The sequence below is a fragment of the Micromonospora sp. WMMD1120 genome, from assembly GCF_029626235.1.
Classification (GTDB): Bacteria; Actinomycetota; Actinomycetes; order Mycobacteriales; family Micromonosporaceae; genus Micromonospora.
Map to the genome: position 1 here is coordinate 4,450,001 of NZ_JARUBO010000005.1, position 13,324 is coordinate 4,463,324.

The following is a 13,324-nucleotide window of genomic DNA, read 5'->3' on the forward strand; positions in this document are numbered from 1 at the left end:
TGTGCAGAGAAAATGTGCAGAGATAGTGTGCAACCATGGCTAGTGACGAGGCGACCCCGCGGCCGGCGCCGCGCGAGGTCCGAATCGACAAGCGGCAGGTCCGGGTGCTGGCGCACCCACTGCGGATGCGACTGCTCGGGGCGCTGCGGGTGAAGGGTCCGGCCACCGCCACCACGCTGGCCGAGCTGCTCGACACCAACACCGGCGCGACCAGTTACCACCTGCGCCAGCTCGCCGAGGTCGGGCTGGTGGTCGAGGACCCTGACCGGGGTGGCGGACGGCAGCGCTGGTGGCAGGCGGCGCACGACGTCACCAACTGGGAACCGACCGACTTCGACGACGACCCCGATGCCCGGGCCGCGATCGAGTGGATCCAGGGCGACCAGGTGCGCCTCCTCGTCGAGACCGCCGAACGCTGGTTCGCCACCCAGCACGAGTGGTCCCCGGCCTGGCGGGACGGCTTCGGCATGAGCGACATCTTCATGACCATCCCGCCGGCCCGGCTGGAGGAGCTCAAGACCGAGATGTGGCGGCTGCTGGAGCGCTACCACCGCGAGGCCGACGCCGCCGGCGCGGTCGATCCGGAGGCGAGGCCGGTCCAGGTCTTCATGGCCGCCTACCCGCTGCGTGAGGGCCTGCGATGAGCGCGCCGGGCGCGCTGACCGTCCGCCAGGTTCGGCGTCGCTACCTCACGCTCTACGGCCTGCGCTGGCTGCCGACGGGTCTGATGATCCCGGTGATGATCCTGCTGATGCAGGAGCGCGGCCTCTCGCTGCCGCAGATCGGCCTGGTGGGCACCGCCCAGGGGCTGCTGGTGCTGGCGCTGGAGCTGCCCACCGGTGGCCTCGCCGACGCGCTCGGCCGCCGGCCCGTGCTCATCGCCGCCGGGGTGCTCAACCTGGCCTCGTTGGCGCTGTTCGCGATGGCCGACTCGTTCGTGCTGTTCTTCGTTGTCTGGGCCCTGCAGGGGATCTACCGGGCGTTGGACAGCGGCCCGCTGGAGTCCTGGTACGTCGATGCCACGCTGGCCGCCGACCCGGACGCCGAGTACGAGCGCGGCCTCGGGCACGCCGGCACCGTCATCGGCGGTGCCATCGGCGCCGGCGCGCTGCTCAGCGGTGGCCTGGTCGCGCTCGGCCCGGTCGGGCCGGTCAGCGCGCTCACGCTGCCGGTGTTGGCCGCCATCCTCGCGCAGGCGGTCGCCCTGGTCGCGCTGCTCGTCCTGCTGGTCGAGCGACGACCCGCCACCGGACTGCCGGCGCTGCGGGCCTCGGTGGCGCAGGCGCCCGGGATGATCGGCCAGGCGGTCGGGTTGCTGCGCCGCTCACGGGTGCTGCTGGCCCTGGTCGCTGTGGAGCTGTTCTGGGGCTTCGGCATGGTCACCTTCGAGTCCCTGCTGCCGGTACGGCTCGCCGAGGTGGTCGGCGACCCGGAACGTGCCGCCGCGCTGCTCGGGCCGGCCAACTCGGCGGCCTGGATCGCGTCGGCGGCCGGCGCGGCGGTGACTCCGCTGCTGCTGCGCTGGTGCGGTGCCGCCCCCGGCGCGGCCCTGCTGCGCGTCCTGCAGGGGGTGACGGTGGTCGGCATGGGGCTGTTGGCCGGGCCGGTCGGCGTGCTGGTGGCCTACCTGGCCTGCTACGCCGTGCACGGCGCGTCCAACCCGCTGCACAGCGGGCTGTTGCACCGGCAGGTCGACGGGCCGTACCGGACCAGCGTGCTCTCCCTGAACTCGATGATGGCGCAGCCGGCCGGCGCGCTCGGTGGGGTGGTGTTGACGGCGCTCGCCGCCGCCACCAGCGTCGGCACCGCGATGGTGGTCGGCGCCGTGGTGTTGGCCGTGGCCGCCCCGCTTTACCTGCCCGCCTGGCTGGCCGGCCGTCGATCCGCCGCTCCCGTCGAGCCGGTCCCCGTACCCACCTCCGTCGACACCTGAGCGGAGCGCGCGGTCCCGCCCGGACGGGACCGCGCGCCCGCCTCGGATGGTGCGGTCCAGCGTGGAGATTGGCGGGTCGACCGATTGGGTACATCCCGCGCCGACCTACTGGGAACCCCCACCGGAGGACCGACATGTTCGCCATTCTCGCGGCCATCGTCTTTGGATTCGCCCTGCTGCTCGACCTGCTCGACACCGACTTCGGCGCACCGGACCTGTTCAACTGGAACACCCTCGTCCTCATCGGGCTGCTCCTGCTCTCGCTCTACCTGGCCGGCGTGGGCAGCGGTCCGCGTGGCGGTGGCGGCGGCCGCTGGTACCGGGGTCGGCGCCCCGGTCGCGGCTGACCGGAAGCGATCACCGGTGCCGGGCCCACGGCGCGATTCCGGCGTCATGGGCCCGGCCCGGTACTGTCTTCGTGATGGAGTCCGACGCCCTCTTCTCCCTCGGTGAACCCGCCGGGTCGCGCAGCGCGCCCGAGGGTCCCGCCGGTGTCGACGGCTTCACCGCGGTGGCCGACGACTCGCCGCTGCCGGTCCGGATGCGGCCGGTGACCCTCGACGAGCTGGTCGGGCAGGAGCACCTGCTCGCGCCGGGCGCCCCGCTGCGCCAGCTGGTCTCCGGCGGCGCGCCGATGTCGGTGATCCTCTGGGGGCCACCGGGCAGCGGCAAGACCACCATCGCGCACCTGGTCGCCGGGGCGACCGACCGACGCTTCGTCGCCATGTCGGCGCTCTCCGCCGGTGTGAAGGACGTGCGGGCGGTGATCGAGACGGCCCGCCGCCAGCGACGCTCGGGCGGCCCGCAGACCGTGCTCTTCATCGACGAGGTGCACCGGTTCAGCAAGACCCAGCAGGATTCGCTGCTCGCCGCCGTCGAGGACCGGACCGTCACGTTGCTGGCGGCGACCACCGAGAACCCGTACTTCTCGGTCATCTCACCGCTGCTGTCGCGGTGCGTGCTGCTCACCCTGCAACCCCTCGACGACGAGGCGGTGCGAGGTCTGCTGCGTCGCGCGGTCGCCGACAAGCGTGGCCTGGACGGCGCGCTGACCCTGACCGCCGAGGCCGAGGAGCACCTGGTCCGGCTGGCCGCCGGCGACGTCCGCAAGGCGCTGACCGCACTGGAGGCGGCGGCCGCCTCCGCCACGGCGCTCGGCGGCCGGCAGATCGACCTGGCCACCGCCGAACAGGCGGTCGACGTGGCGGCGGTGCGCTACGACCGCGACGGTGACGCCCACTACGACGTGGTCAGCGCCTTCATCAAGAGCATGCGCGGCTCGGACGTGGACGCCGCCGTGCACTGGCTGGCGCGCATGCTGGTCGCCGGTGAGGACGCCCGGTTCATCGCCCGCCGCCTGGTCATCTTCGCCAGCGAGGACGTCGGCATGGCCGACCCGACGGCCCTGTCCGTCGCGACGGCGGCGGCACACGCGGTCGAGTACGTCGGGCTGCCCGAGGCGCAGCTCAACCTGGCCCAGGCCGTGATCCACCTGGCCACCGCACCCAAGTCGAACTCGGCCACCACCGCCATCGGCGCCGCCATCGCCGACGTGCGGGCCGGTCGTGGTGGCGCGGTCCCGCGCGGGCTGCGCGACGCGCACTACGCCGGTGCCCGCGGGCTGGGCCACGGGACCGGCTACCGCTACCCGCACGACGACCCGCGCGGGGTGCTCACCCAGCAGTACGTCCCGGACGACCTGGTGGGCACCGACTACTACCAGCCCGGCCCGCACGGCGCGGAACGGTCGGTGGCCGCGCGGCTGCCGGTGCTGCGCCGGATCGTGCGTGGCCTGCCGGCACCGGTCACCCGAGCGCAGCAGCAGAGCAGCGAGCCGCCCGTAACGCCGCGGACGCCGCCGACGCCTACCGGCGAGGTGGACAGTCCGCCGACGGGAACGGGCGCCTCCGGCACGACGCAGGACAGCGGCACCGAGGCCGCAGGAGAGGGTCAACAGTGAGATCGCGTGGTGGGGACCGCCCGGACGAGGGCCCGGACGAGCGGCGTGATCCCCGCGCCAAGGCGCGCCGTTGGGGTCGCGGCCGGGCCGCCGAGCCCGAGCCGGAGGAGCCGGTCGCCGGCGAGGAGTTCGGCTGGATCGACGACCTGCGCTCGGCCAAGCAGCAACGCGGCGAGCTGGGCCCGGACGGGTCTCCGGCAGAGCCGAGCCGCCCGGCGCGGGCGACTCCACCGCCCGAACCGGCCGGGCCACGGATGGGTACGCCGGCCGGCCCGACCGGTGTGCGTGGACCTGGGCCGGACTCCCCGGTGCCGCCGGCCCCACGCCAGAGCGACCCGGGCGGGCCCGCCCGTCGGCCCGTCGACGGCCCCTGGCCGGGGGAGGCCCCGGCGGGCCGCCGCCCGGAGGACCGCCCGCCCGCCGCGCCGAACCCCGGCCCACCCACTCCGGGTTCCGCGCCGCGGCGCGGTGCGCCGCCCGTACCCGGGGCCCGTGCCGCCGTGCCGCCGTCGGCGGCCGGCGCCCGGCCGGCGGGGGGCGACCCGGCTGGTCCGCCGCGCCCGGCTCCCGACGCTCCGGTCGGCCCGCCCCGCGCTCGGGCCGTGGCGGCGCCACCCGGTGCCCCGGTCGGCCCACCGCCCTCCGGTGCCCCGGCTGGCCGCCATCCCGACGCCGTCGCGCCGGGCCCGCGCCCGGATGCCGCCGTCGCGCCCGGTCGCCGTCCGGACGCCGCCGTGCCCGGGGGGCACCCGGAGGGCGTGCCGCCGCTGCGCCGTCCGGACGCCGGCCCGGCCGGCCGGCGATCGGGCCCCGAGTTCGCCGAGCCCGGTCGTCGACCCGGCCCGGAGCACGCTGAGCCCGGTCGTCCCCTGCCGCCGCCCGGTGGCGTCGTCGCGGGTCGCCGGGCGGGCGGCCCGGCAACCGACCCCGTTCGGGTCGCTGGCCCAGCCGGTCCAGCCGGCTCGTCGCGCGTCGACGGGGGGCCGGCGGGTGCTGCTGCCGTGCCACCGGCGACGGAGGGCCTGCGGACCGACCCCGCCATCGACCATGACCCGCGTACCGCCCGGCGCCGTCCGGGCCCGGCCGACCCCGGCGCGCCGCAGCCCGCCGGGCGGCGAGCCGCCGAGCGCTCCCGCCCGGTCGGCGGCGGACGTCGCCACGCCGCGGAGCCGGACGAGCCGGTCGTGCCGCGCTCTGGCAACGCCCCGCCGGTGCCTCCCGCGGCCGGGGGGCACAGCGGTGCCACGCCGGTCGTGGGCCCGCCCGACGGCACCGGCCGCCGCCGCGTCGTCTCCGACGACCCGGAGCCCCGCACGCTCGCCGGTGGCCAGCCCCGCACCGACCGCCCGGAGCGGCCCGCCGACTGGCTGCGCCAGGCCGGGCGTCTGCCGCACACCGACCCGGGCCTGCCGACGGTCAACCGCCGGGGCGCCAACCCACCCGATGCGGGTCGCCGTCCGACGCCGCCCGCCGGTCCGGCCGAGTTGGCCGACGCGGCGTCCGGTCGACTCGGCGTGCCGGACCCGGCCGCCGAGCGCACCGCCGTCCGCCGACCCACGGGCCCACCCGTCGACCCGGGCGCGGACGCGCCGACCGGTCGTCGTGCCGCTGTCCCGCCGGCTGGTCCGGGCGCGGACGCACCGACCGGTCGTCGTGCCGCCCGGGCCGACGCTCCGGGCGGGACCGGAGAGCGGGCCCACAGCTATCCGCCGGACGAGCGGTCGGCCCGTGCCCGGGGCCCCGCCGACCCGACCGCACGGCGTGGTCGTGCGGTGGTCGGTCCCGGCCCGGACAACCCCTCCGCCGGCGATCCGACCGGCCGGCGGCGTCGTCCCGAGGCCGAGACCGGCCCCGACGGCACGGCCGGTCCGGCTCGCCCCGGGCTCGCGGGCGACCGTGGTGACGACCCCTCCCCGGGTGGGCGACCCGGTCCCGGCGCTCCGGCGCGCGGTGCCGCGCGCCCGGCCCCGCCCGGACGGGCCCGTCCCGTCCCGGGTGACGGGCCAGCCGTCGGGTCCGACGGCCCACCCCGTACCGGACCGGGTGTCGACCTGCCCCCGCGCGCGGCGACCCGTCCGGACGGCCCGGGTCGTGCGGCCGTGCCGCCGGGTGTGGACGGGCCCGCTCGTCCGGCTCGCGCCACCGTCCGTCCGCCCGGTGGTCCGCAGCCGCCCGCCGTCGACGCCCGGGTGAGCGGCGAGCCCGATGTCGCCGCCGGGCCTCCCGGACCGGTCCGTGGTGGCGCGCCAGTCGGTCGACCGACACCCGCCGACCGACCCGCCGGACGTGCTCTGCCTCCGCATCGCGAGCCCGGCCGCGGCGAGCCGGGCGGTGTCGCCGCCGTGCCGTCGCCCGGACGTGCCGGAGAGCCGGGTGGTGCCGCGCCCGTGCCGCCGCCCGGACGTGCCGGAGAGCCGGTCGGCGTGGCCCGTGCCGCCGCTGTGGTGCCGTCGGCGTCCGGCCCGGTGGACCGGCCGGTGCCGGAGCCCGTCGAGGAGCCCGCGCTGCGCGCCGCCGGCCAGGACCCGTCGGACGACGACGCCGCACCGGGCGCCCGGTCCGAGGCGCGTCGAGAGACGCGGGAACGACGCCGCCTGCGGGCGGCGGTGCTGGTGCTGGTCAGCGTCGTGTTGCTCGGCGCGGTGCCGCTCTTCTTCGGCATCCGGACGCTGAGCCGTGACCCGGTCTTCGACAACCTGGACCAGCTCGACGTACCCGCCTGGGCGGCTGCGAAGACTGTCGACGACGTCAGCGGCAGCCGCTGGTGTCTGCTCGACTGCCGGCTGCGTGAGCGCACGGTGACCTCGGAGAAGGCGCCGAAGGAGACGGCCCAGGTCTACGAGGACGCGCTGCGCCAGGACGGCTGGCGGCCGTGGCGGGTGAGCCGCTGCCCGGAGCAGCAGACGAAGGGCAGCTACACGTGCTGGCGTCGGGACGAGCTGACGCTCGACCTGTGGGTACGCGAACCGACCTGTCTGCCGCCACCGGTGGACGGCGAACCGGCGGTCCCGCCGGCCGAGGACGCGCCGCCCGCTGCGGCCGGGTGCACCGGCTCGTTGGTGTCGGTGAAGGTACGTAACGCGATCGACGACGAGCGGACCAGGCCGCAGCCGGCCACCGATCCGTCACTGACCGGCGAGGATCCGTTCCCGACGGTCAGCGCCGATCCGTTGGGTGAGCTGACACCCTCACCGTCGTGAGCCGGCCTCCATCACGGACGGTAGGGTCTGGGGCTGGCGGGCGCGTCCGCCAGCGGTGACGCCGGGCTCCCGGCGGCCGGTAGGGGTGCCATCGTTGTGCGTTCCGGGGACGTCGGGTCCTGCGGAACTCCGCTTGAGCTGGTTGAGGAGGACAGGCGTGGGCGACATTGGAGCGATCGCGGCGCTGATCGCGGCGAGCGCGTTCGCGGTGCTGGTGCTCATCCTGACGCTGCCCATCCTGCGGTTGCGGCACACGGTCGACGCCACCACTCGCATGATCAACGACCTCAACGACCGGACGGGGCCGCTGCTCGGCGACGTGAACACCACGGTGCGCAACGTCAACACCGCACTGGAGCAGGTGCAGACCTCGCTGGACGGTGTGAACCTCCAACTGGCGAAGGTCGACACGATGACCAGCCACGCGCAGAACGTCACCGCCAACATCGCCAACCTGGCCGCTGTCGTCTCGGCCGCCGCCGCCAACCCGCTGGTCAAGGTGGCGGCGTTCGGCTACAGCGTGCGCAAGGCCGCCGCTGGTCGGCGGCGCGCCGAGACCGAGCGTGAGGTGCGCGACACCATCAAGCAGCAGCGTCGGGCCGCGCGGCGCGGCGAGCGCTGATCGACGCACCGGGAGGCAGCGAGATATGAGGCGTTTGTTCTGGCTCGGTATCGGGGTGGCCGTCGGTGTGATCGTGGTCCGCAAGGCGACCCGGACCGCGCAGGCGTACACGCCGGCCGGTATCGCCAGCACGCTGACCGAATCCGCTGGCGGGCTGGTCGAGTCGCTGCGTAGCTTCGTGGAGGACGTCCGAGTCGGGATGGCCGAGCGCGAGCAGGAGATCCACCAGGCGTTCGCCCAGGGCGAGGCGTTCGACGATCAGTTCGCCGACCTGCGGGAAGACCCGCGGATCGGCGATCGAGACATCTTTCCGGAGGAACACCAGCGATGAAGACGGCGGAGATCAAGCGGCGGTACCTCGCGCACTTCGAGGCGAATGGTCACGCTGTGGTGCCGTCCGCTCCGCTGCCCGCCATCAGTGACCCGAACCTGCTGTTCGTCAACGCCGGCATGGTGCAGTTCGTGCCGTACTTCCTGGGTCAGCAGACGCCGGCGTACCAGCGGGCGGTCAGTGTCCAGAAGTGCCTGCGCACCCCGGACATCGACGAGGTCGGCAAGACCAGCCGGCACGGCACGTTCTTCCAGATGAACGGCAATTTCTCCTTCGGTGACTACTTCAAGGCCGGGGCGATTCCGCTGGCGTGGGAGTTGTCCACGAAGCCGATCGCCGAGGGCGGCTACGGGTTGGACCCGGAGCGGATCTGGCCGACGATCTACCTGGACGACGACGAGGCGTTCGAGATCTGGCGGTCGGTCGGTGTTCCGGCGGAGCGGATCGTGCGTCGGGGCAAGGCGGACAACTTCTGGTCGATGGGCATTCCCGGGCCGTGTGGTCCGTCGTCGGAGCTGTTCTACGACCGGGGTCCGGAATACGGCGCCGAGGGTGGTCCGGCGGTCGACGAGGACCGGTACATGGAGTACTGGAACCTCGTGTTCATGCAGTACGAGCGGGGTCCGGGCACGACCAAGGAGGACTACCCGATCCTGGGTGAGCTGCCGGCGAAGAACATCGACACCGGCATGGGCCTGGAGCGGATGGCCTCGATCCTGCAGGGCGTCGACAACCTCTACGAGATCGACGAGGTCCGGCCGATCCTGACCCGGGCGGCGGAGCTGACCGGGAAGCGCTACGGCGCGCACTCCGGGCACGTGGCGAGCGAGTCGCACCCGGACGACGTGCGACTGCGGGTGATCGCGGACCACGTGCGCACCGCGCTGATGTTGATCGGCGACGGGGTGACCCCGTCGAACGAGGGCCGCGGGTACGTGCTGCGCCGGATCATGCGTCGGGCGATCCGCTCGGTCCGGCTGCTGGGCTGGCAGGAGCCGGCGTTGCCCGAGTTGCTGCCGGTGGCGCGGGACTGCATGTCCCCGTCGTACCCGGAGTTGGCGAGCGACTTCGACCGGATCGCGGACTACGCGTACGCGGAGGAGGAGGCGTTCCTGTCCACCCTGCGGGCGGGCACGACGATCCTGGACACCGCGATCGCGGAGACCCGCTCGGCGGGTGGCACGTCGCTGTCCGGGGCGAAGGCGTTCCAGTTGCACGACACGTACGGCTTCCCGATCGACCTGACCCTGGAGATCGCCGCCGAGCAGGGCCTGAAGGTCGACGACGAGGGTTTCCGCCGGTTGATGGCCGACCAGCGCACCCGGGCGAAGGCCGACGCGCAGGCCCGCAAGACCGGCCACGTCGACCTGTCCGCGTACCGCTCGGTGCTGGACGCGGGTGGCCCGGTGACGTTCACCGGCTACAGCGAGGTGTCCCGCGAGTCGACGGTGCGGGCGCTTATCGGGGTGGACGGCCCGCGTCAGGCGGCGACCGAGGGCGACACCATCGAGCTGGTGCTCGACACCACCCCGTTCTACGCCGAGGGCGGTGGTCAGCAGCCCGACCAGGGCATGATCACGGTCGGTGGCGGTCAGGTCGAGGTGCTCGACGTGCAGCAGCCGGTGCCGGGCCTGATCGTGCACCGGGCCCGGGTGGTCCGTGGCGAGGTACGCACCGGTGAGGCCGGCTTCGCCGAGATCGACACGACCCGGCGTCGGGCGATCTCCCGGTCGCACACCGCCACCCACCTGGTGCACCAGACCATGCGCAACTTCCTCGGCGAGTCGGCCACGCAGGCGGGATCGCTGAACGCGCCCGGCCGGCTCCGGTTCGACTTCAACACCCCGACCGGGGTGTCGCCGAGCGTGCTGCGCGACGTGGAGCAGCAGGTCAACGAGGTGCTCCTGGCCGACCTGGAGGTGCACGCCTTCATCACCTCGCTGGACGAGGCGCGGCGGATCGGCGCGATGGCGCTCTTCGGCGAGAAGTACGGCGAGGAGGTGCGGGTCGTCGAGGTGGGCGACTACGCCCGGGAGCTGTGCGGCGGCACCCACGTGGCCCGCTCCGCCCAGCTCGGCCTGGTGAAGATCCTCTCCGAGTCGTCGATCGGCTCCGGTGTCCGCCGGGTCGAGGCGCTGGTCGGCATGGACGCCTTCGGCTTCCTGGCCCGCGAGCACCTGCTGGTCTCCCGGCTGGCGGAGCTGTACCGGGTGCCCAACGACCAGGTCGCCGACCGGGTGGAGCAGACCGTCACCCAGCTGCGCGACGCCGAGAAGGAGCTGGAGAAGCTGCGCGCCCAGCTGGTGCTGGGTGGCGCGGCGGCGCTCGCGGCGCAGGCCAGGGACGTGCGCGGGGTCGCGTACGTCGGCACCGAGGCGCCGGAGGGCGCGGCCGGCAACGACGTGCGCACCCTGGCGCAGGAGATCCGCGGCAAGATCGACCCGGCGCGGCCGGCGGTGGTCGCGGTGGCGGCCCGGTCCAACGGGAAGGCGTCGCTGGTGGTGGCCGTCAACGCGGCGGCCCGCAGCAGGGGCCTGGCGGCGTCGGATCTGGTGAAGGCGGCGTTCTCCGGGCGCGGCGGCGGCAGCCCCGACCTCGCCCAGGGCGGTGGTCTGCCCGCGACCGAGGCGCCGAACCTGCTGCTCACCGTCGAGAAGGCGATTACCGAGGCGTGATGGTCGATCACTGTCAGCCAGGGCGGGCCGTTCGGTCCGCCCTGGTTCGTACCCGCCCGGCGGTGACCGTCGGTGGCTGAGCTGACGCGTGGGGTGCGGCTCGGTGTGGACGTCGGTCAGGTGCGGGTGGGGGTCTCCCGGTCGGATCCGTCCGGGATCCTGGCAACGCCGCTGGTCACGCTGGCGCGCGACCTGACGGCGGCGCCGGACGCGGTGCCGAGCGATCTCGCCGAGTTGGCCGCGCTGGTGGCCGAGCACGAGGCCGTCGAGGTTGTCGTCGGTCTTCCGGTCAACCTCGCCGGCAAACTTGGCCCTGCGGCCGTCCAGGTGAAGGCGTACGCTGACCGACTGGTCGATGTGATAGCCCCTGTCCCGGTAACGCTCACTGACGAGAGGATGTCGACGGTGGTGGCTTCTCGTAGGCTTGCCGAGCGTGGCGTCCGAGGTAAACGTCAACGTGCGGTTGTCGATCAGGCGGCCGCGGTGGAGATTCTGCAGAGCTGGCTGGACGCGCAGCGGAGGCGGACGTAATGATCGACGATCTGGATCTTGGCTTTGACGAGCCGGAGCGAGGTGAGAAGGGGCGGCACCGGCGCGGCTTCCGCAACCGCAAGAGCGGGTCCGGCGGCGGCCGGGGCAAGACCGTCCTGGCTCTGCTGATGGCCCTGATCCTGTTGGGCGGCATCGGCGGCGGCGCGTTCTACGGCTTCGACCGCATCCAGAACTACTTCGTCACCCCCGACTACGACGGCTCCGGGGCCGGTGAGGTCACCGTCGAGATCAAGAACGGGGCGCTGCTCGCCGACATGGCCGACGCTCTCGTGGCCGCCGACGTGGTCAAGAGCCAGAAGGCGTTCGTCGAGGCCGCCGAGGCCAACTCGCGCAGCAAGAACATCCAGCCGGGCACGTACAAGCTGCGCAAGCAGATGAGCGCGGCGAACGCGGTGACCGCGATGCTGGACCTGAAGAACAAGATCGTCAACGGGATCACCATCCCCGAGGGCCGCACCAGCCTCAACATCTACAAGCTGCTCTCCGAGAAGACGAAGATCCCGGTCAAGGACTTCCAGGCCGCCGCGAAGAACCCCGCCGGGCTCGGCATCCCGGACTGGTGGTTCACGCGCGCCGACGGCAAGAAGTCGGTCAAGTCCGTCGAGGGTTTCCTCTTCCCGGACACCTACGAGATCCCGCCGAAGTCCACCGCGCAGAGCATCCTCAAGCTGATGGTGAACCGCTTCCTGTCGGTGACCGGCGAGATGACGTTCGCCGACCGGGTGCAGAAGGAGCGGGGTGGGGTCAGCCCGTACGAGGCGCTGATCGTGGCCTCCCTCGCTCAGGCCGAGGCGGGCAACAAGGACGACCTGGGCAAGGTCGCCCGGGTGGCCTACAACCGGGTGTACGGGGAGTTCCCGTGCAACTGCCTGGAGATGGACGTCACCGTCAACTACTACCTGGAGTCCATCGGCAAGCCGACGAAGACCTCGGCGCAGATGACCGCCTCCGAGCTGGACGACCCGAAGAACCCGTACAACCGCAAGCTCAAGGGCCTGGTCCCCACCCCGATCAACAACCCCGGCAAGGAAGCCCTGGAGGGGGCGATGGCGCCCCCGCCGGGCAAGTGGCTCTACTTCGTCGCGATCGACAAGCAGGGGCACTCCGCGTTCGCCGAGACCTACGAGGGTCACCAGCGCAACGAGGCCAGGGCCCGCGAGGCCGGCATCATCTGATGACGCCTCGACGGCGGGCCGCGGTGGTGGGCAAGCCGATCGCGCACTCGCTCTCCCCGGTGATCCACACCGCCGGCTACGCCGCCGCCGGGCTGACCGGCTGGTCGTACACCCGGATCGAGTGCGCGGCGGCGGAGCTGCCGGATCTGGTCGCCGGCCTGGGGCCGGAGTGGGCCGGGTTGTCGGTGACCATGCCGGGCAAGGAGGCGGCGCTCGCGGTGGCCGCGCAGGTCTCGCCGGTCGCCGCCGCCGTCGGCGCGGCCAACACGTTGGTACGCCGTCCGGACGGGTCCTGGTACGCGGACAACACCGACGTCGCCGGCATGGTGCGGGTGCTGACCGACGCCGGGGTGGCCCCCGCGGGGGCGGTGGCGGTGCTCGGGGCCGGTGGGACGGCCCGCGCCGCGCTCGCCGCCGCCGCGCAGCTCGGCTGCCCCTCCGTGACGGTGGTCGCCCGTCGCCGCGAGGCGGTCGACGACCTGCGGCCGGTGGTGGACGCGCTGGGTGTCACGCTGACCCCCGCCGACTGGGCCGACGCGCCCCGACCGCTCGCCGCCGCCGACGTGGTGATCTCCACGGTGCCCAGGGGCGTGGCCGACCCGTTGGCCGAGGCGGTGGCCTGGCGGCCGGGCGCGGTGTTCTTCGACGCCCTCTACGACCCGTGGCCGACCCCGCTGGCGGCCTCCGCCGTCGCGGCCGGCCTCCGGGTGGTGTCCGGTTTGGACCTTCTGCTGGCCCAGGCGGTCGGGCAGTTCGAGCAGTTCACCGGCGTGGCCGCGCCGACCGCGGCGATGGCCGCCGCGTTGACCGCCGCCCGCGCCGACTGACGGATCGAACAGTCGGGCGGTCCTCGGGCTCGCGCCGGGGGTCCCACCC

11 protein-coding genes are annotated in these 13,324 nt (G+C 74.0%); all 11 read left to right on the plus strand.

The features are described 5' to 3' along the window. Window positions 1–35 precede the first annotated feature (35 nt). A complete protein-coding gene (locus O7634_RS20825) occupies window positions 36–644 on the plus strand; it encodes a helix-turn-helix domain-containing protein (RefSeq protein WP_278151791.1) in 609 nt (202 codons plus the stop codon). Then, entirely contained in the window at window positions 641–1,933 is a 1,293-nt protein-coding gene (locus O7634_RS20830; RefSeq protein ID WP_278151792.1) for an MFS transporter, read from the plus strand. The genes O7634_RS20825 and O7634_RS20830 overlap by 4 nt, the downstream gene beginning before the upstream one ends. A 134-nt stretch (window positions 1,934–2,067) precedes the next feature. Next, window positions 2,068–2,280 carry a hypothetical protein gene (locus O7634_RS20835; RefSeq protein ID WP_278151793.1) on the plus strand — a complete coding sequence of 71 codons (213 nt, stop codon included), beginning with the start codon at window positions 2,068–2,070 and terminating at the stop codon, window positions 2,278–2,280. Between the two features lie 74 nt (window positions 2,281–2,354). Further along, complete coding sequence (locus O7634_RS20840) at window positions 2,355–3,893, plus strand: replication-associated recombination protein A (protein ID WP_347404275.1); 1,539 nt, start codon at window positions 2,355–2,357, stop codon at window positions 3,891–3,893. Between the two features lie 2,504 nt (window positions 3,894–6,397). Continuing rightward, window positions 6,398–7,093 (plus strand): hypothetical protein, encoded by a 696-nt coding sequence (locus tag O7634_RS20845; RefSeq protein ID WP_278154034.1) that lies wholly within the window; start codon window positions 6,398–6,400, stop codon window positions 7,091–7,093. A 157-nt stretch (window positions 7,094–7,250) separates the two neighbouring features. Then, on the plus strand, window positions 7,251–7,715 hold the full coding sequence (locus tag O7634_RS20850; RefSeq protein ID WP_278151794.1) for a DUF948 domain-containing protein: 465 nt from the start codon (window positions 7,251–7,253) through the stop codon (window positions 7,713–7,715). 25 nt (window positions 7,716–7,740) lie between these two features. Next, a complete protein-coding gene (locus O7634_RS20855) occupies window positions 7,741–8,046 on the plus strand; it encodes a hypothetical protein (RefSeq protein WP_238648898.1) in 306 nt (101 codons plus the stop codon). Beyond that, window positions 8,043–10,721 carry an alanine--tRNA ligase gene (alaS, locus tag O7634_RS20860; protein WP_278151795.1) on the plus strand — a complete coding sequence of 893 codons (2,679 nt, stop codon included), beginning with the start codon at window positions 8,043–8,045 and terminating at the stop codon, window positions 10,719–10,721. The genes O7634_RS20855 and alaS overlap by 4 nt, the downstream gene beginning before the upstream one ends. Window positions 10,722–10,793: 72 nt before the next feature. After that, entirely contained in the window at window positions 10,794–11,252 is a 459-nt protein-coding gene (ruvX, locus tag O7634_RS20865; RefSeq protein WP_278151796.1) for a Holliday junction resolvase RuvX, read from the plus strand. After that, window positions 11,252–12,448, plus strand: a complete 1,197-nt coding sequence (gene mltG / locus O7634_RS20870) for an endolytic transglycosylase MltG (protein ID WP_278151797.1) — start codon at window positions 11,252–11,254, stop codon at window positions 12,446–12,448. Before ruvX ends, mltG begins: the two co-directional genes overlap by 1 nt. Beyond that, complete coding sequence (locus tag O7634_RS20875; RefSeq protein ID WP_278151798.1) at window positions 12,448–13,275, plus strand: shikimate dehydrogenase; 828 nt, start codon at window positions 12,448–12,450, stop codon at window positions 13,273–13,275. The genes mltG and O7634_RS20875 overlap by 1 nt, the downstream gene beginning before the upstream one ends. The last annotated feature ends 49 nt before the right edge of the window (window positions 13,276–13,324 follow it).

Coding starts and splice junctions, on each gene's coding strand:
- O7634_RS20840 (WP_347404275.1), top strand. CDS start 2,355: ATGGAGTCCGACGCCCTCTTCTCCCTCGGTGAACCCGCCGGGTCGCGC.
- O7634_RS20835 (WP_278151793.1), top strand. CDS start 2,068: ATGTTCGCCATTCTCGCGGCCATCGTCTTTGGATTCGCCCTGCTGCTC.
- mltG (WP_278151797.1), top strand. CDS start 11,252: ATGATCGACGATCTGGATCTTGGCTTTGACGAGCCGGAGCGAGGTGAG.
- O7634_RS20875 (WP_278151798.1), top strand. CDS start 12,448: ATGACGCCTCGACGGCGGGCCGCGGTGGTGGGCAAGCCGATCGCGCAC.
- O7634_RS20825 (WP_278151791.1), top strand. CDS start 36: ATGGCTAGTGACGAGGCGACCCCGCGGCCGGCGCCGCGCGAGGTCCGA.
- alaS (WP_278151795.1), top strand. CDS start 8,043: ATGAAGACGGCGGAGATCAAGCGGCGGTACCTCGCGCACTTCGAGGCG.
- O7634_RS20855 (WP_238648898.1), top strand. CDS start 7,741: ATGAGGCGTTTGTTCTGGCTCGGTATCGGGGTGGCCGTCGGTGTGATC.
- O7634_RS20830 (WP_278151792.1), top strand. CDS start 641: ATGAGCGCGCCGGGCGCGCTGACCGTCCGCCAGGTTCGGCGTCGCTAC.